The following is a 26,632-nucleotide window of genomic DNA, read 5'->3' on the forward strand; positions in this document are numbered from 1 at the left end:
AAAAGAAGAGACTGTCCAAGTTTTGGACAGTCTCTTCTTTTATATCACACAACCGATTCCTTCCTAGCCTGTACCTCTTGCCTCACAGGCGGAAAAGAAATCTTCACTTCTGTCCCTTTCCCAATTTCGGATGAATACACAACCTTCCCGTTCATCGTATCAATGATTCGCATCGAAACAGTGGTGCCAAGACCTGTCCCCTTATCCTTCGTCGTATAAAATAAGGTCCCGATTCGAGACACTTGCTCCTTGGTCATGCCTTTTCCTGTATCCTTTATGAGGATCTGGATACCTGATGCATTGGAAAACAACTTGATATAGACTCTGCCATCTTGAGGAGTTGCTTCAATTGCGTTTTTTAGTATGTTGACAAGTGCTTGTTTAAACTGGTTTTTATCCGTTTCCATATATACATTCTTCTCCAGATAACTTTCAAGATGAATACCTTCTTTTACCGCTAATGGATTTAACAGCATTTTTACATCATTCAATAAATCTCCCAGATCCACTTTTTCAATTTTTTTGAACTCTGGTTTGGCAAAATTAAGGTAATCATTTATGATGGACTCCGCTCTTGCCAATTCACTTAATACGAGTCCAATATATTGATAATTCTTCCCCTTGTCCTCTCTATGCATGAGCTGAAGAAACCCTTTTACAACAGTTAACGGATTTCTTACTTCATGGGCAATGGACGCTGCAAGTTCACCTAATGTATTTAACTTTTCCGCGCGCCTGATTTCCTGTTTCATTAATTCTCGTTCAAGTACCGCTTCGTGTAAGGTAGACGCGAAACCGACACCTACTACTTGAATCAGTCCGAATAAAAAGATGTATAATAGTAGATTTGGTCCATCGTTTACAGTTGGTGAACTGACCAGATATGCTATTAAGATTGCTAGCATGACAAAGTTTGGCCATAACCCTACAAGCACAGCAACACCGATTCTTTTTTTCTTCGTTTGCACTTTATTAAATCGCCTTAGCATCAAAAATGGAATGGCTGCTGCAACAAGACCGCTAATATAGCCAAATGCCAAAGCATCGCCTCCAAGGTATGTTCTTGTCCCAAGAGTGGCAGCGAGCACAATAACCCCGGCCTTTGGTCCACCATAGAGGATGGCTAGCACCAACGGTATATATCTCAAGTCCCAATAGAGGCCATAATCATAGAACGCAAAAAGTAAACATAGACTCGCAGAAATCCCCTGCAAGATCCCAATAAAATATGGCGATTGACCAAACCTTTTATTTTCGGAAACAACATAATAAATCAGCACCGGTGCTAAAATGATCAATACATGTAAAAGTAGTTTTTCCGCCAACATACAAGCCCGCTCCTAACCATACACTCAAATTGTATCGTATAGTTATGTTTCGACAACATTAGAGAAATCCCTTGTACAATCCGTCAAAAAATGTATCAATTCTACTACTTTCCATCTATTCAAACCTTTTTTTCAACATTTCAGTCTAAAAACTTATGCGAACAATAAATTAATAGTAAAATTATCCTATATATGAGAAGGGGTGATTTATATGCACTGTACGGATTGCGGGGTACCTGACAAGATTGAACATTCTGGAGTACTTTTTATAAAAAGAGAGGAAATTCAAGAAGAATACCTTTATGAATCTCTTGAAGATTTAGAGCAGCTCCTTCAAGAAATAGATAACCAAAATAAAAAATCAGACGTTTTGGTGAAAACTTCTTCTCAACGGGGCTTTTATCCACCAGATCAATTGTTGGAATTGGTGAAAAATTATGATCTATTAGAGTTAATTACATCCAATTCCTTTACCACACATTTTCAACCAATCATAGATTTACAGAACAACGATGAACTAATTGCATACGAGTGTTTGTTACGCCCACACTTTAAGGGGCAGTCTGTTCCACCATTTAAACTATTTGAATTCGCCCGTGAAACGAATCTACATAACTATTTAGACCAAAAGGCTCGAGAAAGTTCCATTGTTTCAGGTAGTAAGCAACAGATTCCTTCTCACGTAAAATTATTTATCAACTTCCTGCCATCATCCATTTACAATCCAGAATATTGCCTGCAACATACTTTCAAAATTGTAAGAGAAAATCATATTTCACCTGATCAGCTCGTTTTTGAAGTGGTAGAATCAGAAAAAATTCATGATATCGACCATTTAGAATCAATATTTAAAACATATAAGAAATCTGGAATGCAAGTGGCACTAGATGATGTTGGTGCAGGATATTCTACTTTGGAAATACTCGAAAAGCTACAACCAGACTTTGTCAAAATTGACCGTGATTATGTTTCCCACTGTGATACGATACTAGAAAAGCAACTCTTCTTAAAAAGCGTCCTTAATGTTGCCACCAAACTGAATATCAAAGTGTTGGCAGAAGGAATTGAAAGAATGGAAGAATTGAAATTCTGCCGCGATATTGGAATCCATTATGGACAAGGCTATCTGATTGGTAAGCCCGCCCCAAATATATTAACGCCAGTTTTAGCCTTGTAGACGAAGAAAATCCCTCACCGCAATTGTGAGGGATTTTCTAATCATGTATTATGAAGCTTTTTCATCGTCTTTCTTGTATTCCTCTGTCCAGAATTCCGCATTTTTAATACCCAATTTGTCAGGGTTAAATACAGGATCCACACCTTGCTTCCTTTGTTCATCATAATCCCTCAACACTGCAAGGGCAGGTTTCGCAAGCAGGAGAAGTGCAATCAGATTGAGCCATACCATCAGTCCAAGTCCAATATCCCCCAAATTCCATGCTACTTGAGTAGTTCTGACCACCCCAAAGTAAGTGGCAGCTAAAAGAACAACCTTTAATATGAACATCGGGATTTTATTGCTTCTTCCTCTAACCAAGTAAGCAACATTCGTTTCCGCAATATAGTAATAAGCCATGATGGTTGTAAATGCGAAGAATAACAATGCAATCCCTACAAAACCAGCACCGAAGCCTGGTAAGACGGTCTCAACGGCAGCCTGAGTGTATTCCGCTCCTGCTTCAACTCCTGCACCAAGGTTATTGACAAGGAATTGTCCCTCGTTTGCTGGATCTACCACATTATAAGATCCTGTGAAAAGGATCATGAATGCTGTAGCCGAACAAACTAGAATGGTATCAATATAGATAGAGAACGCTTGAACTAACCCTTGTTTAGCTGGGTGTGATACCTCAGCAGCAGCTGCTGCATGCGGTCCAGTACCTTGACCCGCTTCATTGGAGAAGATACCACGTTTAACGCCCCAAGCAATAGCTGCCCCAATGATTCCACCAAACGCAGAATCAAAGCCAAAAGCACTACGGAAGATTAATCCGAATACTGCCGGTAACTCTGTAATATTCATGATAATGATACCAAAAGCTACTAACATGTATGCTACCGCCATGAAAGGAACGACGAGTTGAGCAACAGACGCAATACGTTTAACTCCACCAAAAATAATTAATCCTATGATAATAACTAATGTAATTGCAATTACTTGCTTATTAATTCCAAAAGCATTATTTAATCCTGTCCCAATCGCATTAGCCTGCAAACCTGGCATTAATAGACTCATTGCTAAAAGTGCAGCAGATGCGAAGACAACTCCATACCATTTCCAGCCAATACCTTTTTCTATGTAATAAGCTGGACCCCCACGATATTCTCCATCTTGCTTTGATTTGTATACTTGAGCTAGAGCGGATTCAACAAATGCACTCGCTGCTCCTATAAAAGCGATGGTCCACATCCAAAATACGGCACCAGGTCCCCCCATCGCAATAGCAGTTGCTGTACCAGCAATATTTCCGGTTCCTACACGTCCTGATAATGAAATGGATAATGCCTGAAAGGAAGAAACCCCTGCTTTAGACGATTTACCGGAGAATATTTGCTTCACCATATCCCCGAATAGTCTTACTTGTACAAACTTTGTCAAAATGGTAAATAACAATCCGACTCCCAAACAGAAAACAATCATAGGTGTGCTCCAAAGAAGACTTACTAAACCACCAATCGGATCTTGCATAAATGCTTCCAAATTGTAATCCCCCTTTAACTTATTTGTAATATTTAGAATTTTCATTCTGTACTGCATTATAAATCATATTCGGAAAATAGACAATACATGTCTCTTACAATAAAAGCGCCATTAAGACAAGAACCTTTATAGGACGACGTATTTCCCGGGGAAAATTACATGATTTTTTTATTATTTGTAGAACTTGAGCGAAAAAGCACCTGTACGTTCATGATAGCTATCCATGAACGTACAGGTGCAACAAATATTCCTTATTACCCTACTTCCTTCTTTAACTGACTAGTAAACAAATCATAGTAAAATCCTTGTTCTGTCAACAATTGACTGTGGGACCCTTTTTCAATGATTTCCCCTTCTTTCAATACCAGAATCTGATCGGCACTTTGAATGGTATTCAAGCGATGGGCGATAACAAAGCTAGTTCTTCCCTCCATCAAGCGTTGAAGAGCTTCCTGGATTTTCATCTCTGTAATAGTATCAATGCTACTTGTTGCTTCATCAAGTATTAAGATAGTAGGATTTGCTAACACTGCACGCGCAATGGACAATAACTGTTTCTGTCCTTGACTAATTCCGCTTCCGTCCTGCTTCAGCTTGAAATCAAATCCTCCTGGCAATTTTCTGATAAAGGAATGTGCATTGGCCATTTTTGCCGCTTCCTCTACTTCCGCGTCTGTAGCATCCAGTCTTCCGTAGCGGATATTTTCTCGAACCGTCCCTTCAAAAAGAAACGAATCCTGTAAAACGAAGGCCATATGTTTTCGTAAATTCGAGCGTTTAATTCTATTGATGGGGTGACCATCCAAAAGGATACTGCCACTATCGAGATCATAGAACCTCGATATTAAATTGATGACCGTTGTCTTACCGGCACCCGTCGGACCAACAAACGCTACTGTATCCCCTGCGTCCACATGAAAACTTATGTTGCGAATAGTCATGTCATCGTCCTCATAAGAGAAGGAAGCATCCCGAAACTCTACTTCACCTCTTACTGTTTCCAGTTCTATTGCCTCGGTTTCATCACTTTCTTCCTCTTCTTCATCAAGCACATCAAACACCCGCTCCGCCCCTGCGACAGCAGACAACAAAGTATTGAACTGGTTGGCAAGATCATTTAACGGACGCGTGAATTGTCTGGAGTACTCTGCGAAAATAACGATAACTCCAATGGTTATTCCCGATTGCGAATTTAATGCCAGTATTCCACCAACTCCAGCGATGATGGCAAAACTTAAGTTATTCAACATGTTCATAAGCTTTGGGATAAATCCTGAATAGGTTTGGGCCCAGTATGCGGATTTCTTCAGATTCAAGCTTTTTTCCGTAAATTCCTCCATCACCTTGTCTTCTTGGGAGAATGTTTTCACGATCCTCTGTCCTGAGATTGTTTCTTCAATATATCCATTCAGTTCTCCAAGGTTCTTTTGGGTTTGCTTGAACAAGGGGCCTGTTCGGTTTGTGATCCATCTTAATCCAAAGAACATGACTGGCACGATTATTAGTGTAATGGCTGTAAGCATTGGACTTAGATATAACATGACCGACACAGTTCCAACCAAGGTCAAGATACTGGAGAAAATCTGAATGACAGAACTGTTTAACGTCGAACTGACATTTTCCATATCATTGGTAACACGGCTCATTAATTCACCATGCTGCCTCTTATCAAAATAGGGAATCGGCAGCTTGTGTAAATGTTCAAACAGCTGCGTTCTCATCTTCAATACCGTGTTTTGAGCGATCCCGACCATCCAGTAGTTCTGCAGCCACATGGATAGAGAATAGAAAATATAAATGAAAACAAGTCCTATTAGGACATTTAAAAGTCCTGAAGTATTTTGTTCCACTACATAATTATCAATGGCCATTCCGACAATAAAAGGACCCAAAAGCCCTAAGGCGGAGCTAGCAACCACCATTAGCATGACGAGTATCAATAAGCCTTTATTTTCCCCTAAATATCTCCAAACCCGTTTAATGGTTCCCTTCCAATCCTTTGCTTTCGGCTTAGGATTAGCTTTACTTGCAACGGCGGCACTACTACTTATACGCTTGGACATGCTCTGCCACCTCCGTTCCAAACTGCGACTGATAAATTTTCATGTAAAGTTCCGAGGTTGCCATAAGCTTCTCATGACTTCCCTCTTCCAGTAGCCTACCGTCTTCAATGAGTAAGATTTTATCTGCTTCCATAGCCGTGCTTACCTTTTGCGTCACAATGAACATCGTGCATTGATATTTCTTAATGGCCGAAAGCAACTTTGCTTCTGTTTTTAGATCAAGTGCACTTGTACTGTCATCTAACATTAGAATCTTCGGTTTTCTAACAAGGGCGCGAGCAATGGAAAGGCGTTGTTTTTGCCCTCCAGAAAGATTGACCCCTTTTTGGCCAAGAACAGTCTCATATTTTTTAGGCAAGCGATCGATGGTGTCATGTATTTGTGCATCCTTCGCTACCTGAATGATTTCTTCTAATGTTGCATCCTCTTTACCCCAGGCGATATTCTCTTTTACCGTTCCAGAAAAAAGAAGTGCTTCTTGTGGCACATAGCCAATTTGTTTTCTTAGCTTTTTCAGGGACAAATCGGTGAGATCTTTCCCGTCTACCCGGATGACTCCTTGATCCACATCGTAAAGCCTAGGAATCAATTGAAATAAAGATGATTTCCCAGCACCTGTGGCTCCCATAATAGCAACGGTCGATCCTGCATCCGCACGGAAGTTGATATCCTCTAAAACCGGAATGTCTGTATTGGGATAACGAAACGATACAGATTCAAATTCAATTTCTCCATTAAGGAATGTCGCTTCCTTATCCACGTCTACCTTATCCACTAGGTCAATTTCTTCCTCCAACACGTCCGTTATCCGGTGAGCAGAGGCTTTTGCACGGGCAAATGCCATGATGATAAAAGAAAAGATAGATAGTGCACCGGTGATTCTGGTCGCATAGTTGACGATTGCGACAACCTCCCCAACCTGTGCTCCGCCGTTTGAAACACCAATCGTACCAAACCAGAGGACAGCAAGGATACTTCCGTTCATAATTAGAAGGAGAATCGGCATAGTGATCTCCATTAGTCGAAGTGCAGATACCGTCTGATCCTTCAATTCTTCGCTTGCATTACCAAACCGTTTAATTTCATGCTTTTTACGGAGAAAAGCTTTAATCAAGCGGATGCCCCCAAGGTTTTCCCTCATAACATTATTAACGCCATCCAGTTTTTCCTGTACAGCTTTGAACAGCGCCCCACCCTTTTTCATCACCCATACAAGGAAAAGGAAAAGAACCGGTACTCCAATGACAAGGAAAAGAGCTAGCTGCCAATTTACAATTAAAGCCATAATTACGCCACCTACCACAAGAAGCGGTGCACGGAGCATGATTCGCAAGCTCATAAAGACAGTATTTTGAATTTGGGTCACATCGTTTGTCATTCTTGTGATGAGGGATGAAGTCGGAAACAAGCTGAAATTCGCAAACGAAAACGACTGTATTTTTCCAAACAACCCTCTTCTAATGTCGAATCCGAAACTTTGGCTGACATGTGCGGCAAAAAAGGAGTTAGTAACTCCTGCAGCAAAGGCGATAAAGGAGAACAGCACCATGATGCCTCCCCATTTCATCACCGCATCCAAGTCGCCTGTCAGGATCCCCTCATCAATTATTTTGGCCATTAGAAGCGGATGCAACAGCTCTACAACGAGTTCTGTCAGCATAAGGAGCAAGGCAATTGCTACGGCCAACCTATACGGTTTTAAGTATGAAAAAATTCTCCCCATAATACGTAATCCTCCAAACCTTTCTCTCTGTTTAGTCTGCGTTGAAATGAGTAAATCTATTTTGAACGCACATGATATTTCGTTTTGCGAAACGAATATCTTGAAATTTATATATTATCTTATTATCATACCTTTATTACTATGTTTTTTAAATAGTTTGAATTATTATTATTGGTAGGATGTTGAAAAAAGTTTGTTTTAACTTCCTGTAGATTTCCGTTCCAGGTGTTCGCTTATCCAAAGGACGGTGCTTGAGCCTCTGAAAAATTCTTTGATTTTTGCAATTGTTTAGACGCCGCTGTTGATTTCCGCAAATGGCTTCGCTTTCCTAGGGGCGCTGCTGGAGCCTCCTCGGCAAGCCTGCGGGGTCTCCACCTAGCACTATCTCCCTCAGGACAAGGAAGGCTCCGGCAGCGATACATCGCACGAAGAAAATGCGTAGCATTTTCGAGGAGTCTTCGCCTTTTGCTCCAATCAACAGCTAGAAATCGCTTAGCACATGATATTCAGTTTTAAAGTGGCCTCGCTTTGCCTTAGGGGGGCCAACCAACCGTTATTCCCCCGCTGGAGTCTTACACCTTGCACTTCAATCTACAGGAGATACTGATTAACACAGTAATTGGATTTACCCAAATTATAAAGGAGGTTTTTTGGATGAACCACCCGAAACTCTCTAGACTTGTGGACGATTGGTTGCCGGATGCGACGATTGAGGAGCTGCAAGCGGCAATGGAAGATGGAAAAATTACTTCGAAAGATTTAGTTCTCATGTATCTTCACCGTATCAGCAAATACGATAAAAACGGACCAAAATTAAACTCAGTTCTTGAAGTTAATCCTGATGCGGTATTTATTGCCGAAGCCCTTGACTTGGAAAGAAAACAAACCGGTGCACGCGGGCCTCTTCACGGCATTCCAATTCTGCTAAAAGATAATATCGATACAGGCGATATGATGCACACCAGTGCAGGATCCCTTGCCCTGGAACATCACGTAGCAGCGGAAGATTCCGCGGTCGCAAACCAGTTACGTAAAGCAGGAGCAGTCATCCTTGGTAAATCCAATATGACAGAATGGGCTAATTTTATGACAGAAAAAATGCCAAATGGATACAGTTCCAGAGGTGGTCAGGTTCTAAATCCATATGGACCAGGACAATTTGATGTTGGAGGTTCAAGCAGTGGTTCCGGTGCCGCGGTAGCAGCAGGCTTAGCAGCGGCAGCCATCGGGACAGAAACTTCCGGTTCCATTTTAAGTCCTGCAAGTTCCAATTCCATTGTCGGGATCAAGCCAACTGTAGGGCTCATTAGCCGCAGAGGCATCATCCCCATTTCTTTCAGTCAGGATACTGCCGGACCCATGACAAAAACAGTCAAAGATGCCGCCTTCCTTTTGAGCGCTTTGACGGAGCCTGATGAAAAAGATATTGCCACCAAGACTAATCCGACCCCTGGAATATCCTACACTTCCTTCCTATTAAAAGAAGGACTTAACGGGATGCGGATAGGAGTGGCCCGCGACCCTTATTTCACCTATTTCTCCGACGAGGAAGCACTCCTTATGGAAGAAGCAATTGCTAGCCTTAGAGAAAAAGGGGCAGAAGTAATTGGCTCCATCGACATTCCTTTTGCAAAAGAAGAATGGGATTACCATACGCTCTTTTATGAATTTAAACCAAGTCTCAATGCTTACTTGCGTAAAACCGGTCCGTCTGTACCGATTAAGAGTTTAAAAGATTTAATTGCTTTTAATGAAAAAGATTCATCTAAAATGCTTCAGCATAAGCAGACTGTCTTGGAAGAAAGCGAAAAACACAGTGGTACATTAACCGAAGAAGAATATATCTCTAGTCGTGAAAAAGATCTTTATCGTTCTAGGGAAGGCGGATTAGATGCCGTCATGAATGAACACAGACTTGATGCCATTCTTACACCTAACAATTTCGGTGCCGGTATTCCTGCCAAGGCTGGTTATCCTTCCATCACCGTTCCTGCCGGTTATACGAAAGAGGGGAAACCAGTTGGAGTGACATTTACCGCAAGGGCCTTTGAAGAGAGCACACTCATCCAGATTGCCTATGGTTATGAACAAGCAACAAAGCTTCGTAAAGCCCCTACACTTCAAAAGACGGAGGTAAAATCATGACAACTGCAACCATCACTACTTATCTATCAGAAAATAGGAAAAAGCATTTAGAAGAGCTAAAGGACCTATTATCTATACCAAGTGTAAGCGCCCTGCCGGCACATAATGCAGATACGTTACGAGCTGCAGAATGGATGGCAGAGTCTTTAAGAAAGCTTGGCATGGAAAATGTTTCGTTGCACCCAACAGCAGGGCACCCCATTGTATATGGTGATTGGCTACACGCCGGAGAGGACAAGCCCACTGTTTTAATATATGGGCACTATGATGTTCAGCCCGTTGACCCCCTTCACTTATGGGATACCCCGCCTTTTGAACCCGCAATCCGTGATGAGCGCATTTATGCACGCGGTGCTAGCGATGACAAAGGGCAAACCTTTATGCATATAAAAGCATTGGAGGCCGTTCTTGCAACGACGGGGTCACTGCCATTCAACTTTAAGTTCTGTATTGAAGGGGAAGAAGAAGTCGGCAGTCCTAATTTGCCAGCATTTATTGAGGAAAATAAAGAACTGCTTGCTGCTGATGTAGTGGTTGTGTCAGACACATCGATGATTGAAGAAGACAAACCTACCATTTGCTATGGTCTGCGCGGGATGTGCGGATTCCAACTTGATGTAAAAGGCCCAAAACGCGACCTTCACTCCGGTCTTTACGGTGGAGCTGTGGCAAACCCGATTCATGCAGTCGTAGAGTTGCTAGCTTCTTTTCACGATGGTGATGGTGTGGTGACTGTTGATGGCTTTTATGACAAGGTTATCCCTTTAACTGCGGAAGAGAAAGCAGCTTTTGACGCAATTGGTTTTGATGAAGCTGTGGTCAAAGAGGAAGTCGGTGTTCAAGAGTTTTATGGAGAAAAAGGATATAGTTTTTATGAACGTACATGGGTACGTCCGACACTGGAAATAAACGGCGTATACGGTGGATTTCAAGGAGATGGAATCAAAACGGTCCTTCCTTCTGAGGCACATGCAAAAATAACATGCCGACTCGTACCAGATCAGGATCCCGATGAAATTCTGGCACTATTGCAGGAGCATGTTACGATGCATAAGCCTGCTGGCGTAGAGGTTACTGTTTCCCTTTTTGACAAAGGAGCGCCATTTGTGACACCATTCCATCACCCTGCCATTCAAGCAGCAAGTCGTGCTTTTGAAAAGATTTGGGAAGTTCCCACCACTTTTACCCGTGGTGGCGGCTCTTTGCCGATTGTTTCGACGTTGGATGATGTGTTGCAAGCACCTATTGTGTTGATGGGCTTTGGACTGCCTTCTGACAATGTGCATGCACCTAATGAAAATTTCAAACTGAAAAATTTTGATAAAGGTTTGTTGACGCTTTGTGCGTATTGGGAAGAGTTGGCGGTAGCGTTGAATGTGGAGTGATCGTTTAGTTTGTGATGTTAGCAATTGCAGTGAATTTTGGTTGTGCAACATAAATTTCTAGGGCATGTTTTGATAAATGTCCGAAGTTTTTGCGAAGTTGACCAAAGTTTTCGAAAAGTTGACCGAAGATTTCCCGAAGTTGACCAAAGTTTTTGGAAAATTGACCGAACGAAATTTTGAAATGACCGAACAGCTCTCCTTTCTTGTCCGAAGGGAGAGCTTTATTGAACGAACCTATAAAAAACGAGCAACCGAATTGTCCGAAGCACCAGCTAGAATGTCCGAACCATATTATGCCGTAACAAAAACACCTATTTCACCTAAAAAACTAGCATATTTTAGAACGAAACGTGGTCGGCATCTAACACCATACGACCATGCACCTCTGTTTACTTCCGCATCCCCCTCGCATCCACCTTCCACTTCTCTACAACATGCTCACCTTCCAAAACCACATACTCATCGAACATATTAGCCACTGTACACGCATGATTTGGAATAATGCGCACTTTATCATTCAATCGCAATCCACAACTGCTTTCAAAAACCGCCACTCCATGCTCCTCGGACAGTCTCTCAATGGTCAGTTCCGGATGGTCCACCACATAGCCGTACCCCTTAACAGAGTCCAATCCATGTGCTCCTTTATCCAGACACAACGTTTTACTGCCTGTATCCAAAACTATTCTATCTTTATACACACCCACGACGGAGGCCAAAACAGTTAACGCACATTCTGACCTGTCTGCTACTCCAAGTCCCACTTGAATGCTATCAAAAAAGACTGCATTGCCGGGCCGTACTTCTGTAATTCCATCGACTAATCCTGAAATGCGGTAAGTTGGCGTAGAGCCAACGCTTCTTACCAAGATGGGAATACCCGCCTTTTCACAGAGTTCCGCGCTTTTGACCACTGCATCTGCTTCAGCCAGAGCAATCCGTTCTAGCTCTTCTTCCCCCCTTGCACCATAAGAATGACCTGCATGGGTGAAAATCCCGCCGATTTGCAAACGAGATAATAATATAATGGCTTTTGCAAGCTCAACAGCACTCGCTCCTGGCTCCACACCACATCGGTTCAAACCGGAATTCACTTTAATCCACACCTCTAACGTGTGCCTTGTTTTTTCCAATGCTTTTTGAAGCAACTTCACCTGTTCCAAATTATCTACTGTAACTTTCAAATCAATTCCTTGGTTTAAAAGAGCAATGACCCGCTCTATTTTTGCGGTGTTAGAAATCGGATATGCGACCAAAATATCCTTGACTCCTGCGGCTGCCATTACTTCTGCCTCTTCCAGTTTTGCAGTGGTAATACCAATTGCGCCATCCTCTAACTGAAGTTTAGCAATTTCGACGGACTTATGTGTTTTAATATGCGGACGTAAATTCACATTCCTCACACGAGCAAAATCGCCCATTTTACGGATATTTTCCATTAGAATCCCCTTATTCAATAATAAGGACGGTGTATCAAGTTCCTTCCATTCCTGCTTCATTTTCTCTCCCTCCAGACCCTCTTTTCCTCACTATACCACGCCATGAGGGCCGTCCAAAATTTTGATGAATGCACATTTGTAAATCAGACAATCCCATATGCATACATTGAAAGAAGTAATCTGGGCAAAGGGTGAGATGCATGGGAATTATCAATGGCAAACAGTATTTGGACCGAATCAACTCGCTTCAGACAAATGTATGGCATAACGGAAAACAGGTCCAAGGCAATATTTCAGAACACCCGGCTTTTTCAGGTGTAATGAGAAGTCAAGCTGCTTTGTTTGATATGCAACACGATGAAAAGTATAAAGACATAATGACATTTGAATCTGATACAACTGGAAATCTGGTAGGAACCTCTTTTCTCCGGCCAACAACTAAAGAAGATTTGGAGAAAAGAAGAAAGATGGTTCAGGTTTGGGCAAAAGCAACCTTTGGAATGATGGGACGCTCCCCTGACTATAAGAACTCTACCTTGATGGCTCTGGCTTCCTCTGCGGACCTACTGGAGGAACAAGGACCGCAATTTCCAAAGAACCTGAAAAACTTTTACGAGTACGCTAGAGAAAATGATCTCTCTTTTACTCATACATTCATTTCCCCACAAGTAAACCGATCTTCTTTTCATTATGAGGATGAAGATAATATTGTCGCGGCACGGATGATTGATAAAACATCGGAAGGAATTATCATAAAAGGCGCTCGGCTATTGGCAACACAAGGCGGGATCACGGATGAGATTATCATCTCGTCTTCTGGATTGAAAATGTTTGAAGAGCCCTTCGCTTATGCGTTCAGTATTCCAAGTAACACAGAAGGTCTGAAATTTATCTGCCGCGAATCTTTTTCTTATGACTCTTCTTCATTCAATCATCCTCTTGGATCAAGGTTTGAGGAGATGGATGCCGTTGTCGTGCTCGATAATGTGTTGGTCCCGTGGGAACGGGTATTTGTATCGGAAAATATTGATGTCGCCAACAAACTGTATTCGCTTAGTAATTTTAAACCGCTTGTCACCCACCAGGTCGTGTCAAGACAGGTGATGAAAGCTGAATTTGTTTTAGGGATTGCACAACTTATAGTCAACACCATTGCGATTGGTGAGTATGGGCATGTAAAAGAAAAGATAAGCGAAATGATCATTGCAGTGGAAAATCATAAGGCCTTGCTCCTCGCTTCTGAAATTAACGCTAAACCGGATAAACACGGGACAATGGTTCCAGATGTCACGCCTTTATCTGTTGCTATCGTACAGTTTCCTAAAGTGTATCCAAGGTTCATGGAAATTCTGCAGCTGCTTGGTGCAAGCGGCCTGGTTTCCATTCCGACAGAAGCTGACCTTGAATCTCCAATTCGCGCTGACATTGATCAATACTTACAATCAGCCACGACTGATGCAAAAAGCCGCATCAAGCTGTTCCGATTAGCATGGGATGTCAGCATGAGTGCATTCGGCTCCCGTCAAACCTTGTACGAACGCTTCTTCTTTGGCTGTCCGACACGATTAGCAATGGGACTGTACCAAGAATACAATCGAAAAGAACTAGTAGATGACGTGGCGAGGGAATTAGGGTTTTTAGAATAATATAGGGAGCCGGAAAATTTACGGCTGCCCTCTTTTTTTATTTTCTGAGTATTCTATAATGAAAGTAAAAGTAGACGAAAAAGAGAAAGGTTGTTCACACATGGCCGAAATTACTATTCCTTCACAAAAGAAATCCCGTAAGAAAAGAAAAGCTTTGGTCGCCCTAGGGACCATTGCCGGTACGCTTGGCACACTAGGACTTATATTGACTTTTTTTCCAATTAACAAACAAGCATCAAAACCTTTTTTTGAAAATGGAGGAATTCCGCTAGTCATTGCCCATCAAGGCGGGGAACTCCTTGCCCCTTCCAATACGATGATCGCTTTTGAGCAGGCCGTCGAAATGGGGGTTGATGTTCTTGAAACAGATATACATATCACCAAAGACGGGCACCTTGTTGCAATCCATGACCCCACTGTTGATCGGACTACAAATGGACAAGGAACGGTAGCAGAGCTGACCTTAGAGGAAATAAAACAGTTAGATGCAGGCTATCATTTCGTTGATCTTGAAGGCAATAACAGTTTTCGCGGAAAAGGAGCTACTATTCCTACCGTGGAAGAAATGTTTCAATCCTTTCCTAACACCCGCATTGAGATTGAGATCAAAGACACCAATCCTCCCGAAAAGTATGAGGAGATTGCAAGTAAACTATGGGAGTTGACCAAACAGTATAGCAGAGAAGATACGTTGCTTGTCGCATCTTTCGACCAGGAAATTCTGGAGACATTTGATCGTTTAACAGATGGGAAGGTAGCACTTGTTGGCGGCAGACAGGAAATCACTAGATTCGTCCTTCTTCACAAGCTATTTGTCCGCAACCTCTATAAGCCTGAAGTAGATGCCTTTCAAGTGCCTTTACAAGAAAGTATATTCGATTTGACGAATCAACGGCTAATAGGCGATGCCCAAAGGAGCGGGGTGCAGATGCACTACTGGACAATTGATGATAAGGAAACAATGCGCTACTTGCTTGAACGAGGGGCAGACGGGATTCTGACCAATCGACCAGATCTACTGCTTGAGGTGAGGAAGGAAATGGGATACTAAGAATGCGGTAGCTCTGTTATGTTATAATAAAAAGTAGTAAATATGAAAACGTGAGGCTCTAGAAATGAATGGACAAAAACGGTCTGATATCGCTATCGGCCAAGCAGTTAAAATTGTACTTAAACAAGACCAACGCACAGGCAAACTAACAAGCGGGATCGTCAAAGACATCCTAACCAAATCCCCCAGCCACCCCCACGGCATCAAAGTCCGCCTCCAAGACGGACAAGTCGGCAGGGTCAAACAAATCGAAAAAGCGTAACCTCCATCTGACGGCGGTTACGCTTTTTTGCTTTAATGCTTTAACAGTGTGAGGGTCAGACCCCTCTTTATCTCTCTATCACTTTAACGCACAGCGGGTCAGACCCCTTATCTTGGACCCCTTATCTTGCCCCCTTTTCTTTATGCCCCTTCCCTCATCTCTTCTAGCACTGTTCGTTTTCTTCGTTTGCCTTCGATCCATGCAAAGAGCATGGCGAGGAGCATGAAGGTGCTGGAGATTTGGAAGAGTGCGGCCGTTTGGACGAATTGGGCAAGAAGGCCAAAGATAATCCCGCTTAATCCAATTCCCAAATCTATAGAGGAGAAGAACATACCGTTTGCCACTCCTCGGCGGTTTTCAGGTGTCATGGATAGTGTCCATGATTGCAGAGTTGGAATCAAAGATCCGAAGCCAACCCCAAACAACGCACCGGCTATTATAATAAACAAATTGGAGTGCGCAAAGGAAAGTACCCACATTCCAACAAACGATAGGAACATACACAATAGCACCAAGCCGCGAGGCCCATGATTATCAAACCATTTACCTGCTACCGGACGAGATAATGAAGCCATGATCGCATTTACCAGATAGAAAAGGAAAATCTGATCAATGCCACGTTCTTCCCCAAATATAACGATAAACGTGACTATCGAGCCGTAGCCAAACGTCGCAATTAATGTCACAAATGCGGGATACCAGCTGCTCTTTTCCACAAGCGAACCGAAATAGGAAAACTTCAAATCTTCTTTTTTCGTCTTTTCCACAGAAGGAGGTGTCTGGTAATGAACAACCCCTAACAGCACAAGCGCAATTAAACCAAGCACCGCACTTACTAAAATAAGATTTGAAAACTCTGTCACCTGATAAAGATAGATTCCTAAACTTGGGGCAATGATCATCCCAATCGTAATCGATAGTCCGTAATATCCCATTCCTTCACCAAGACGGGAACGTGGAATAACATCTACCGCTGCCGTCCCGTTTACCGTTGTGGACCAGCCCCATGCCAGACCATGGACCAAACGAAACAATAGAAATACCACCACAATCTGAGACAACGGATAGATGATTGTCACAGCAAGCAACGCAATTGCACCAATCATCACAAGCGGTTTTCGTGCCCGGTACTCCAGCATATACCCGATAAATGGTCTGCTCAAGACGGCACCAATGGAAAATAAGGCTGTGACCAATCCAATTTCAAAGCCCGTTGCTCCCAACGATTTTACATAAGGAGGGAGCGTCGGTATCAGCATCTGAAACGACATGAACACAAACAAGTTTCCTACCATCAACATGATGAACGACTTCGTCCATAACACTTCTTTTTTCTGAATCGGTACCATTCTTACACTCTCCCATTATAAAAAGACGCGCCTGCATAAGAATTGCTAATAAATAGGAAAATGAATCTCCACGTACGAAGATTCATTTTCCAATGAAGGGCTGCGTCTGCTATATATTTCGTCTATCTAAATATTATCACAGAAGACTTTTAAAAGAAATGTAAAGAACTTCCTGATTCCTGTGTGTCCAAGCTATTTTATTTCATAAATTTTTTTAACATCTTGATGCTTTTATCGGAATAAGGAGGATAGAGAAAACTTAAATTGAATTTCGTGCTTTTCTTCATCACACTTTTCTTATGGGAAAAAGTATCAAAGCTATCTTTCCCATGATAGGAACCGATGCCAGATGAACCCACTCCACCAAATGGCAAGTATGGATTGGTCAAATGCGTGACCGTATCGTTCACACACCCTCCTCCAAAAGATGTCCCTTCAATAACCTGTTCCTCTACGTCACTATTTTCAGTAAACACATACAATGCCAGGGGCTTTGGATAGTTATTAATCTGTCTCATAGCGTCGTTCAGGTCTTGGTATTCTAGAACAGGTAAAATAGGGCCAAATATCTCATCCTTCATCACCCCATCTTCCCACGAAACACCATCCATCACAGTTGGATCCATATAAAGGTCTTCCCGATCTAGTCGGCCTCCAACGACCACTTTTTCCTTATCGACTAAAGAAGCTAGCCGGTCAAATTGACGTTCATTCACAACACGTCCGTAGTCCTTGCTTTGCTGTGGGTTGTCTCCGTAGAAGTCATGTATCGTTTTTTTCAAAGCCTTTACCAGTTTCTCTCGTACATCCTTGTGGACAAGGAGATAATCAGGTGCCACACAAGTTTGGCCGGCATTCATAAATTTCCCCCAAGCAATTCGTTGCGCAGCCACCTCAATATTGGCATCTTTATGGACGATACAAGGGCTTTTTCCTCCAAGCTCCAGCGTAACCGGGACAAGTCGTTGGGCCGCAGCCTGCATTACAATTTTGCCAACCTCGACGCTTCCTGTGAAAAAGATATAATCAAATGGCGCATGTATAAGGGCGGAAGTTTCCTCTTTCTCTCCTTCCACCACACTGATATACTCTTTGTTAAAAAACTCTCCTATCATTTTTGAAAGCACACTAGATACCGTCGGCGTGAATTCTGAAGGCTTGATCACAGCGCAGTTTCCAGCTGAAATTGCCCCTATGAGAGGCTCTAATACTAACTGTACCGGGTAATTGAAGGGCCCTACAATCAATACTGTCCCATATGGCTGAGAGTATATTAAGCTTTTGGAACCTGTATGAACTAGCGGAGTTCTGACCTTTTTCACTTTTGCCCAACTTTTTAAATTCTTCATAAAAAAGCCGATACTGTCGAGGATATACCCAACTTCAGAACCATATGCTTCAAATATTGATTTCCCTAAATCCTTTTTTAAAGCATCCATAAATTCCGCTTCATATTTCTGAACCGCCTTCTTTAACGTTGCCAGCTGCTTCAACCGAAACTCAATATCCTTCGTTTCCCCTTTTTCAAAATAACTTCTATGATTGGCAAGTAATTTTTCAACCGTCTCGTTTATGTTAGTTGTTGCTGTCGTCATACAAGATTCCTCCTGTTTTCGCATATTCAAATTATGTTATTTCTATTGTCTTACAAATAGAATGAAATAGACAAGTTTTTACCTGTTATTATGTTTAAGAGTTTAAACATTTAATAATTAGTAGTCAAGTAAAATAGAAAAAGCACCCTAAACAGGTGCCTTTTCCTCAATCCTCATCCTTAATATCGATATCCTCAGGAATTGGTTCGCTTCTTACTTCCTCCATCAATTCTTTATATTTTTCCATCTGTTTCATGTGTGTAGTAAATTGTTCTTTGTTGATCATATATTCGGCGCCATCATACAATGCACGAATCTTCTTTTCTTGTATGAGGGTTTTCACATACGACTCTGAACAGGATAAATATTCGGCTGTCTCTTTAACGGATAGGTACATGCTGACACTCCTTCTTTATTAATAAGAGGATAGAGGTAACGTTATGAGGAAAGTCGTCCCACTAGACGATGTCTCATATACCTCGATACTCCCTTCATGGTTTTCAATAATACGCTGAACAATGGTCAGCCCAAGCCCAGTGCCGGTTTCTTTGGAAGTATGAAACGGGTGAAAAAGGGATTTCTTCATTTCGTCTTTGATACCTGTCCCATTATCTTTGAAAAATAGAAGATATTTTCCGTTTTCTTTCTGAGAGGAAATGGTGATGACACCTTTTCCTTTAATTGATTCTCTGCTATTTCGATAAAGGTTGTAGATAACCTGTTTCATCTGCTTCAGATCCAGCATTACTTTCGTATCGTCGAGCATCACCTTCAACTCAAGCTCATTTTCAGTTACATCACGGTAAGAAGGTATCTGGTCAATGATCGACTTGAACGTAGTTTCTTGTAGTCTCGGTGCTCCGGGTCTCGCCATGAGCAACATGTCTTCGATAATCGCGTTGATTCTGTCAAACTCTTTTATTAGTAAAGGCACCTGGTACTTTTCAAGCTCTTCTTTCGTAAAAGATTGTTTCATCAATGAGAAGAAGCCATGCAACACTGCCAATGGGTTCCGAATTTCGTGTGCCGCTCCTGCAGCAAGCTCCCCCAAGGCAGCAAGTTTTTCAGATTGATGCATCCTTTTCTCCAATTCTTCTGTTTCTGTTATATCAATAAAATAAAAAATTCTTCCGATAATGTTATTTTCCTCGTCATGCAATACGGACTGCGATACAAGCAAATGCAGGTCTTCCCCGCCTCTTGAATAGCTCACTTTGACATTTTGACAGATTCTCTTGGAAAGCATGATTTCCCAAAAAGATGCATTGAACAATGGGGGTTCATTCATCATAATGACATCTCTGATTTCTTGCGCGTCCAGGTCTAATAAGCAGGAAGCAGAAGTGTTTAAGGAAAAGTTAGATTGCTTATCATCCGCTGTAATAATCCCAACAGGCAAGGAATTGAGAATTTGTTGCCGATAAGAACGATCCTTGTTTATTTCTTCATTGAGGTAAAAGTATTCCTTGAACCCTTTCGATACCAATAAAATGATCACAGTAAAAATAATTAGCCCAAGCACAGCATCTGATTCAAACAACAATGCTAATAAGAGCGCAGAAGCCAATGAAATAGCATAATTGGAAACAGATTTCTGCAGTGTACTTTTCATCTCCTGGATTAACTGGGGATGATTCATAGAGTAAAAGAAAACGCCAATAATTAATATATTAATAAAGAAATAACTAATTAAGGTGGTCAAATAAGACAACAGGTTGGAAGCTTGTAAAAATCCGATCGCCCCGCCTGTCCATAAAAAGATATAATGTGCTCCTGTAATCATTAAAGCATACATGGCGAAGTTCACAAGATGCTTCCACCAGGCTATATCCCTCTTTAGTAATCCATATACTACCCCACTGGCAAGCAAGGTCCATAGAGAAAGATTCAAACCGAATACAAACAAAATCGCTAGAAAAATGGCAGAGTCCATACTGAGTGAATTCCCTTTTGGCGGAAGAGGAACGGTATTAATAGTTAAAAGCACAAGTGAAACTATCAGTAAAACGAACAAAGTAGGTTTCGTTGTTAAAAAGGAAAACGGAGTTTGCAGATGTACGATAAAAAAGCCGAAGCCCAATAGGATTACGACAAGTAAGTTTATCATCAATTTATGTCTTTGATAGTAAGTTTCCACCGATATCACTCTCGAATCTCTGAGTTGTCTAGTCTGTTAATCAGTTTTCATTGTATTCCATATCAATGGTCAAAGCAATATATGGCGAATATTTACACTATTCTTTCTCTCATTAACTCCAATCGACATGCAACCTGTTTATTTTACAAAAAGTTTAAATTTTTCAGAAGAATCTGTTGTTTTCCTGCTTAAACGTGTTAAAATGTTTGAAATTGTAATTTTTACACAACAGGAGGAGAGCAACATGATCACTTTTTTTGGCGCACTGATATTTCTAGTTCTAGGTTATGTTTTTTATTCTAAATTCGTAGAACGTGTTTTCGTTATCAATGATCAGACCCCTACTCCTGCCTATACGAAAAGGGACGATTTTGACTTTGTTCCTATGCCTTGGTGGAAGGGGAATTTAATTCAGCTCTTAAATATCGCTGGATTGGGTCCTATCTACGGCGCCATTCTTGGGGCATTATATGGTCCGGTGGCTTTCATTTGGATTGTGGTAGGAAGCATCTTTGCCGGTGCAGTTCATGATTACTTTTCCGGCATGTTATCCCTGCGCCATAACGGGGCACAATATCCGACCATTGTTGGAAAGTATCTTGGTAATATAGTGAAGTCATGTATTTATGTAGTTTCCCTTGTATTAATGGTACTTGTGGCGGCGGCTTTTACTGCAGGGCCCGCCCAACTAATCGCTCAGTTAACACCACTTAGCTTCATGATGGCCCTGCTATTAATCTTCGGGTATTTTTTATTGGCTACTCTATTACCGGTCAATCGAGTAATCGGTAAAATATATCCATTACTTGGTGCCATTTTGCTTTTCATGGCAGTTGCCATTGCCGTTGCACTCTTGTTCACAGATAAACAAATTCCAAACCTGACATTTGCAAACTTACATCCTCAGGAGTTGCCAATCTGGCCGCTATTGATGGTCACCATCTCTTGTGGAGCCATTTCCGGTTTTCACTGTACCCAAAGTCCCATCGTTGCTTGCACAATGAAGAAGGAATCACATGGTCGTAAAATTTTTTACGGTGCGATGATAACAGAGGGTATGATTGCCCTAGTATGGGCAGCAGCAGGGATGACATTCTTCAATGGAACAGGTGGCCTGCAAGAAGCACTTGCGCTTGGCGGCCCATCTTATGTGGTAAATGAAATTTCGATTTCTTTACTAGGTACACTCGGTGGTATCCTTGCCATCCTTGGCGTTATCATCCTTCCTATTACAACAGGTGATACCGCACTACGCTCCTCCAGAATGATTTTAACAGAAGTATTTGCCAAGTTTTTCAATATGGAAGGAAAGGTAAAAGTTTTACTAGTAACCTTGTTGCTTGCTGCACCTGCCCTTTACCTTGCAACGATTGACTATACATTCCTTTGGAGATATGTTGGATGGACAAACCAGCTTGTTGCCACTGTGATGCTATGGACAGCGGCTATGTATCTTTTAAAAGAAAATAAATTTCACTGGATTGCAAGCGTTCCTGCACTATTCATGTCAGGAGTGGTCTGCACATATATTTTCTACGCACCAGAAGGATTTGGAATGGACTATAACACTTCGTTACTAATAGGTTCTGCTTTGACCTTCGTGATACTTGGATGGTTTATACGTCAAATATGGAAACATCGTAACATTAAGTCTAGCAGTGTAGAAAAGCGTGTAGCATAATACTAGAACAGGCAGCCTCTCTGGGCTGCCTGTTTTTTTCCTCTATTCTACTCCAACCGAGCTCTTCTCCCAGTTTACGATTAAATCGAAGAATCGAAGTTTTTTATTTTCACGATCAAACCATAAATCTGACTCTTTCCAAGTCATTTGAAGGAACAGTTCTGCCTTTGCTAGTTCACGGGCATCACCAGAATTAGCGCCTTCCAAAGCTACCACACTTTCAAAAATCTTCACCATCAGGCTAGCAATCTTTTTCGAATAGACGGTTTGAATCTCCGGCGCACAACTGCTCGTAAAATTGCATAGCTCCTGCAGTTTTACAAGTGCCTCCTCGACCTGTTCCTTCATTGTATTGTCGATTTGAATTGACCCCAGTCTCTCTCTCATAGACTCTATGAAAACACGTTCTACTTTAAAGCGCCCCATCAACCTGAGCACTTCCATTCCAAGAATATTCGCGGTTCCTTCCCATACAGTTAACACCTGAGCATCCCGAAGCAACCTCGGGGTAACAAAATCCTCAATAAAACCATTCCCCCCATGCATTTCAATGGCTTCATGGGAAAAGTGGACGGCCTGTTCCGCAGTTTCTTTTTTCAACAAGGCAATCAGGAGTCGATTCAACGCAATCTCTTCTTCGGATACTTTTGCCCCAGCATGCCGCATAACTCGATCAAAAAGAGCCACAAGCTCAAAACAAGCACTCGTCTCCACCTCTTGCTTCACTGCCATATCGACCAAAGATTCCCGGATCATAGGAAAATTGATCAACTGATCACCAAATGTGACACGGCTCCTTGCATAATTGTGCGCTTCTGTGTAAGCTCTCTGCATGATTCCAAGAGATGCAATCGCATTACAGACACGCGACAAATTCAATGCTTCCATCATATAATGGATGCCCTTGCTTGCTTCTCCAACTAGATACCCTTCGGCACCGTTGAAGAGAACTTCTGCAGAAGGAACTGCTCTGACACCGAGCTTATCCTTCAAACGACGAATTTCAATTCCGTTCAACTTGCCGCTTCCATCTTCCTTTTTCCAAGGAACCGCAAATAGACTGAGACCCTTCGTCCCTTTAGGTGCCCCCGGTATTCTAGCCAACACCATCGCTACACCACACTGTCCGGCATTGGATGCAAAATACTTTTCACCAGTCAAAAGATAGGTTTCCTTATTTAAGTTTGGCACCGCCTGCGTCTCATTTGCACCGACATCAGATCCCCCTTGCCTTTCCGTCAAGAATGTCGCACCTTCAAAAAGTTCCACTTCGCCAGTCGAAATGACATACGGCAGGAATTTATTCTTTACGTGTTCATCGGCATAATGCTCAAGTAGGTAGGCAGTAGCCATGGTCAACGTAACCGGACAGTAGAATCCGGGTTCTGTCTGGGAAAGCAGGTAGCCCTGAGCGTATGAGTATAGGTAGTTTCCTTTTTGGCCGAACTCTGGGATTTCCTTATGCACATATCCAACAATCCCTCTATTGTAAGTTTCCTGTACCGTTTTTTTATACCCTTCATTTACCCACACCTCTGAAACGTCATCGCCCATTCTATTGTATTTTATGAGCCTCGGTTGCCCTTCCCTATCTGTATGGACCGCACGTTCCTCTATCTCATTCGCACAGCTCTCCCCAAACTCTGTCAGCTCTTTCTCTGCCCATTTGTAAAATGCCGGCTCCAAGTGCTTTTTGAGAACTTGTTGCAAATGCTTATCCTCTGTAAAGAAATTACGTGTCATAGTCATGCGTTTCTCCTCCTAACCTTTTTTGAAAATCTGTAAGCAGTTCATTCATTTCATCCTTCAATTCGTTGAGCTCTCGTATCCTTTCGTCGATTTCTGCTACTTTCTTTGTCCCATATTCGATGGTTTTTTGAAGTTGCTTTGTACCAGTTCGGTCTTTATCAAACAATGTAACCATCTCTTTAATCTCATCAAGCTGAAAACCATACCGCTTGCCTCTTGTAATCAGCTTTAAGCGGGCATACTCCCTTTTAGAAAAAACTCGCTGGTTCCCTTCAGATCGGGAAGGATCCAGTAGCCCCAACTCCTCATAATAGCGGACCGTTCTCGTGGAAATGTGAAATTCTTTGGCTAGTTGCGAAATTGTGTACATGATGATAACTTTCCTTTACTGAAAATTTAGATATTTATAGTTTACCATTGACGTTAACGTAAAGTTCAATGGGGAACGAGAAAATTTTTGTTATTATTAAGACCTGTGAACAGGCTTGTTACGTTGGTGAGGTCATTATCGCCTTTATAAGGACCTCTCATCCTGCATTCCCCCGCTGCTCAGGTCTTTATCACCTTTATAAAAACAAAAAAGACCTACCTCTAAAAAAAGGTAAGTCCATTCAAACTTAATCCGTCTCTCGTCTATTTTTTCCCCGCACACGTACAAACCTGTATGCAAGATAAGCGAAATATAACGGAATGGCAATATAAATTAGGTAAGGGTATTGTGCGTAAGTTCCTTTATAAACGATAAATAAAGACGCTCCTAAGAACAATGTAACAATCGTTCCATACTTCGGTAACGGGACATCCTTAAAACTCGGAATCTTTATTTTACTGACCATCAGAAAACAGAAGGCTGTGAAAATAACCGTTGTCACAATTTGCGGGATTAAGTTTCCAAACAAGGTTAATAGTGCCAGGATACCTCCAGCTGCTGTGATAGGAACTCCCGTGAAGTATTTTCCGGAAGATTTACTTGTACTTATATTAAAACGAGCCAGTCTGTAGGCACCGAACAGTGGAAATAAACCTGCGATGGCCATGCCTAGCATGCCAAACTGATAAAAGTAAGTGTAATACACTAAAAAGGAAGGTGCCACACCAAATGTAACGACGTCCGCCAAGGAATCGAGTTCTTTTCCCAGTTCTCCATCCGCATTTAACATCCTCGCCAGGCGACCATCCATACTATCAAGCATCATTCCAATAAGGATCAAGATAGCAGCGTTACTATATTCTCCACTTGCGGCAAAGCCAATCGATAAGAAACCGCAAAATAAATTCCCCAGTGTAAACATGTTAGGGATGCTTTTTATAAGACGCGTCCGCATTCGCATAAATAATCATCACTCCGTAATTGATAAGTCAAAATCATATGTAAAGGGCAATACCCCCATAGAAAATAAAAAAACCTAAACAAAGGAACATGCTTAGGCTCACCTTTTTTTAATTATACCATTCCAAATGTGGACGAGTAAAAATTATTTTATGTAAGTATTCGCTTGTTGCTGGGTGTTTCACATCTAGGGTCAACAAAATATCAACCGCACCTTCTAAACATTCGTTTTTATCCAAACTGCTTAATATAAAAAAGTCCATAGCATCACTTTTTATTTGAACTCCAAAGCAATATATGTTTTAATAAATCGTAACGATTACTATTTTCAACAAAAGGAGAGAAATTTATTATGGCGAAGAAATCTAAAGTAGCAAAAGAAAGAAAGCGTCAGCAGCTAGTTGAGCAATATGCAGAGATCCGCAGAGAACTAAAAGCAAAAGGGGATATGGAAGGGCTTCGCAAATTGCCGCGTGATTCTTCTCCTACCCGTTTGAAGAACCGTTGTGAGGTAACTGGCAGACCGAGAGGCTATATCCGCAAATTTAAAATGTCACGTATTGCATTCCGAGAGTTTGCTCACAGAGGACAGGTTCCTGGTGTGAAGAAAGCAAGCTGGTAAAATAGCATCTTTCTATGCGTATTATGCATATACTATAAGAAACTTTTAACAGGTAATGAGGTGCTTTAGATGAAGGAAAGCTTATATAGATACCTTATAAAATGCAGTGTGGCGGAGCTTCCTCCTGAAAAGCAGCTCTTCTACCATTTTATTCAAGACGTGGAATATGCTTATGAAGTACAAGCAGAAACCCCTGAGCAATACTATGATTTGCTTGTGAAACACCATCCATATATAGAGGCTGCAAATCATTTTGATATGCCTGTTGAAACAGCCCGAAACCTCATGATTGAGATTGAGCAGGAGATAAGAAATGCCGTAGACAACAGAATGCAACAGGTATTCTGGGTTGATTACACCAAACAAGTTTCTGCGATCAAACCCTCAAATAAGCAATACTTTTTTATTGGAATGTAACGAAAGCTT

General features: G+C 41.8%; 21 protein-coding genes. 9 read left to right on the plus strand and 12 right to left on the minus strand.

Features of this window, described 5'->3' with window-relative positions:
* Positions 1–44: 44 nt before the first annotated feature.
* Positions 45–1,328 (minus strand): ATP-binding protein, encoded by a 1,284-nt coding sequence (locus FZC76_RS13430; protein WP_148988686.1) that lies wholly within the window; start codon positions 1,326–1,328, stop codon positions 45–47.
* 211 nt (positions 1,329–1,539) lie between these two features.
* Here FZC76_RS13430 and FZC76_RS13435 point away from each other — a divergent pair, with 211 nt between their 5' ends.
* Positions 1,540–2,505, plus strand: coding sequence for an EAL domain-containing protein (locus FZC76_RS13435; protein ID WP_148988687.1), 966 nt, complete (start codon positions 1,540–1,542; stop codon positions 2,503–2,505).
* Between the two features lie 48 nt (positions 2,506–2,553).
* Here the strand turns inward: FZC76_RS13435 and FZC76_RS13440 are convergent, their stop codons facing one another.
* From FZC76_RS13440 to FZC76_RS13450, 3 genes are all read right to left on the minus strand, one after another.
* Positions 2,554–4,017 (minus strand): alanine/glycine:cation symporter family protein, encoded by a 1,464-nt coding sequence (locus tag FZC76_RS13440; RefSeq protein WP_148989038.1) that lies wholly within the window; start codon positions 4,015–4,017, stop codon positions 2,554–2,556.
* 266 nt (positions 4,018–4,283) lie between these two features.
* Positions 4,284–6,092: an ABC transporter ATP-binding protein gene (locus tag FZC76_RS13445; protein WP_148988688.1), complete on the minus strand. Its 1,809-nt coding sequence runs from the start codon at positions 6,090–6,092 to the stop codon at positions 4,284–4,286.
* Positions 6,073–7,815, minus strand: a complete 1,743-nt coding sequence (locus FZC76_RS13450) for an ABC transporter ATP-binding protein (RefSeq protein WP_148988689.1) — start codon at positions 7,813–7,815, stop codon at positions 6,073–6,075. Before FZC76_RS13450 ends, FZC76_RS13445 begins: the two co-directional genes overlap by 20 nt.
* A gap of 654 nt (positions 7,816–8,469) precedes the next feature.
* Between FZC76_RS13450 and FZC76_RS13460 the strand changes: the two genes are divergently transcribed.
* Entirely contained in the window at positions 8,470–9,960 is a 1,491-nt protein-coding gene (locus tag FZC76_RS13460; RefSeq protein WP_148988691.1) for an amidase family protein, read from the plus strand.
* Positions 9,957–11,345 carry a dipeptidase gene (locus FZC76_RS13465; protein ID WP_148988692.1) on the plus strand — a complete coding sequence of 463 codons (1,389 nt, stop codon included), beginning with the start codon at positions 9,957–9,959 and terminating at the stop codon, positions 11,343–11,345. Before FZC76_RS13460 ends, FZC76_RS13465 begins: the two co-directional genes overlap by 4 nt.
* 389 nt (positions 11,346–11,734) lie before the next feature.
* Here the strand turns inward: FZC76_RS13465 and FZC76_RS13475 are convergent, their stop codons facing one another.
* Positions 11,735–12,844 carry a D-TA family PLP-dependent enzyme gene (locus tag FZC76_RS13475; RefSeq protein ID WP_148988693.1) on the minus strand — a complete coding sequence of 370 codons (1,110 nt, stop codon included), beginning with the start codon at positions 12,842–12,844 and terminating at the stop codon, positions 11,735–11,737.
* Between the two features lie 140 nt (positions 12,845–12,984).
* On the opposite strand from FZC76_RS13475, the gene hpaB reads away from it, so the two are divergent.
* From hpaB to FZC76_RS13490, 3 genes are all read left to right on the plus strand, one after another.
* On the plus strand, positions 12,985–14,430 hold the full coding sequence (hpaB, locus tag FZC76_RS13480; protein ID WP_148988694.1) for a 4-hydroxyphenylacetate 3-monooxygenase, oxygenase component: 1,446 nt from the start codon (positions 12,985–12,987) through the stop codon (positions 14,428–14,430).
* A gap of 58 nt (positions 14,431–14,488) precedes the next feature.
* On the plus strand, positions 14,489–15,481 hold the full coding sequence (locus FZC76_RS13485; RefSeq protein WP_262372602.1) for a glycerophosphodiester phosphodiesterase: 993 nt from the start codon (positions 14,489–14,491) through the stop codon (positions 15,479–15,481).
* A 64-nt stretch (positions 15,482–15,545) separates the two neighbouring features.
* Positions 15,546–15,743, plus strand: coding sequence for a YwbE family protein (locus tag FZC76_RS13490; RefSeq protein WP_148988695.1), 198 nt, complete (start codon positions 15,546–15,548; stop codon positions 15,741–15,743).
* A 140-nt stretch (positions 15,744–15,883) separates the two neighbouring features.
* On the opposite strand, the gene FZC76_RS13495 is transcribed toward FZC76_RS13490, so the two are convergent.
* From FZC76_RS13495 to FZC76_RS13510, 4 genes are all read right to left on the minus strand, one after another.
* Positions 15,884–17,092, minus strand: a complete 1,209-nt coding sequence (locus FZC76_RS13495; RefSeq protein ID WP_148988696.1) for an MFS transporter — start codon at positions 17,090–17,092, stop codon at positions 15,884–15,886.
* A gap of 197 nt (positions 17,093–17,289) precedes the next feature.
* Positions 17,290–18,687, minus strand: coding sequence for an aldehyde dehydrogenase (locus FZC76_RS13500; RefSeq protein ID WP_148988697.1), 1,398 nt, complete (start codon positions 18,685–18,687; stop codon positions 17,290–17,292).
* 166 nt (positions 18,688–18,853) lie between these two features.
* On the minus strand, positions 18,854–19,084 hold the full coding sequence (locus tag FZC76_RS13505) for an excisionase family DNA-binding protein (protein ID WP_148988698.1): 231 nt from the start codon (positions 19,082–19,084) through the stop codon (positions 18,854–18,856).
* Positions 19,085–19,102: 18 nt separating this feature from the next.
* A complete protein-coding gene (locus FZC76_RS13510) occupies positions 19,103–20,824 on the minus strand; it encodes a two-component system sensor histidine kinase NtrB (protein ID WP_148988699.1) in 1,722 nt (573 codons plus the stop codon).
* Between the two features lie 244 nt (positions 20,825–21,068).
* On the opposite strand from FZC76_RS13510, the gene FZC76_RS13515 reads away from it, so the two are divergent.
* A complete protein-coding gene (locus FZC76_RS13515) occupies positions 21,069–22,505 on the plus strand; it encodes a carbon starvation CstA family protein (RefSeq protein ID WP_148988700.1) in 1,437 nt (478 codons plus the stop codon).
* Between the two features lie 42 nt (positions 22,506–22,547).
* Here FZC76_RS13515 and FZC76_RS13520 read toward each other — a convergent pair whose 3' ends face one another.
* The 3 genes from FZC76_RS13520 to pssA form a co-directional block, all read right to left on the minus strand.
* Positions 22,548–24,254, minus strand: a complete 1,707-nt coding sequence (locus FZC76_RS13520; RefSeq protein WP_148988701.1) for an acyl-CoA dehydrogenase family protein — start codon at positions 24,252–24,254, stop codon at positions 22,548–22,550.
* Complete coding sequence (locus FZC76_RS13525) at positions 24,238–24,624, minus strand: MerR family transcriptional regulator (RefSeq protein WP_392396838.1); 387 nt, start codon at positions 24,622–24,624, stop codon at positions 24,238–24,240. Before FZC76_RS13525 ends, FZC76_RS13520 begins: the two co-directional genes overlap by 17 nt.
* 247 nt (positions 24,625–24,871) lie before the next feature.
* Entirely contained in the window at positions 24,872–25,585 is a 714-nt protein-coding gene (pssA, locus tag FZC76_RS13530) for a CDP-diacylglycerol--serine O-phosphatidyltransferase (protein ID WP_148988703.1), read from the minus strand.
* Between the two features lie 351 nt (positions 25,586–25,936).
* Between pssA and rpsN the strand changes: the two genes are divergently transcribed.
* Positions 25,937–26,206, plus strand: coding sequence for a 30S ribosomal protein S14 (rpsN, locus tag FZC76_RS13535; protein ID WP_148988704.1), 270 nt, complete (start codon positions 25,937–25,939; stop codon positions 26,204–26,206).
* Positions 26,207–26,275: 69 nt separating this feature from the next.
* Complete coding sequence (locus tag FZC76_RS13540) at positions 26,276–26,623, plus strand: hypothetical protein (protein ID WP_148988705.1); 348 nt, start codon at positions 26,276–26,278, stop codon at positions 26,621–26,623.
* The last annotated feature ends 9 nt before the right edge of the window (positions 26,624–26,632 follow it).

The organism is Sutcliffiella horikoshii (assembly GCF_008180725.1).
GTDB classification, from domain to species: Bacteria; Bacillota; Bacilli; order Bacillales; family Bacillaceae_I; genus Sutcliffiella_A; species Sutcliffiella_A horikoshii_B.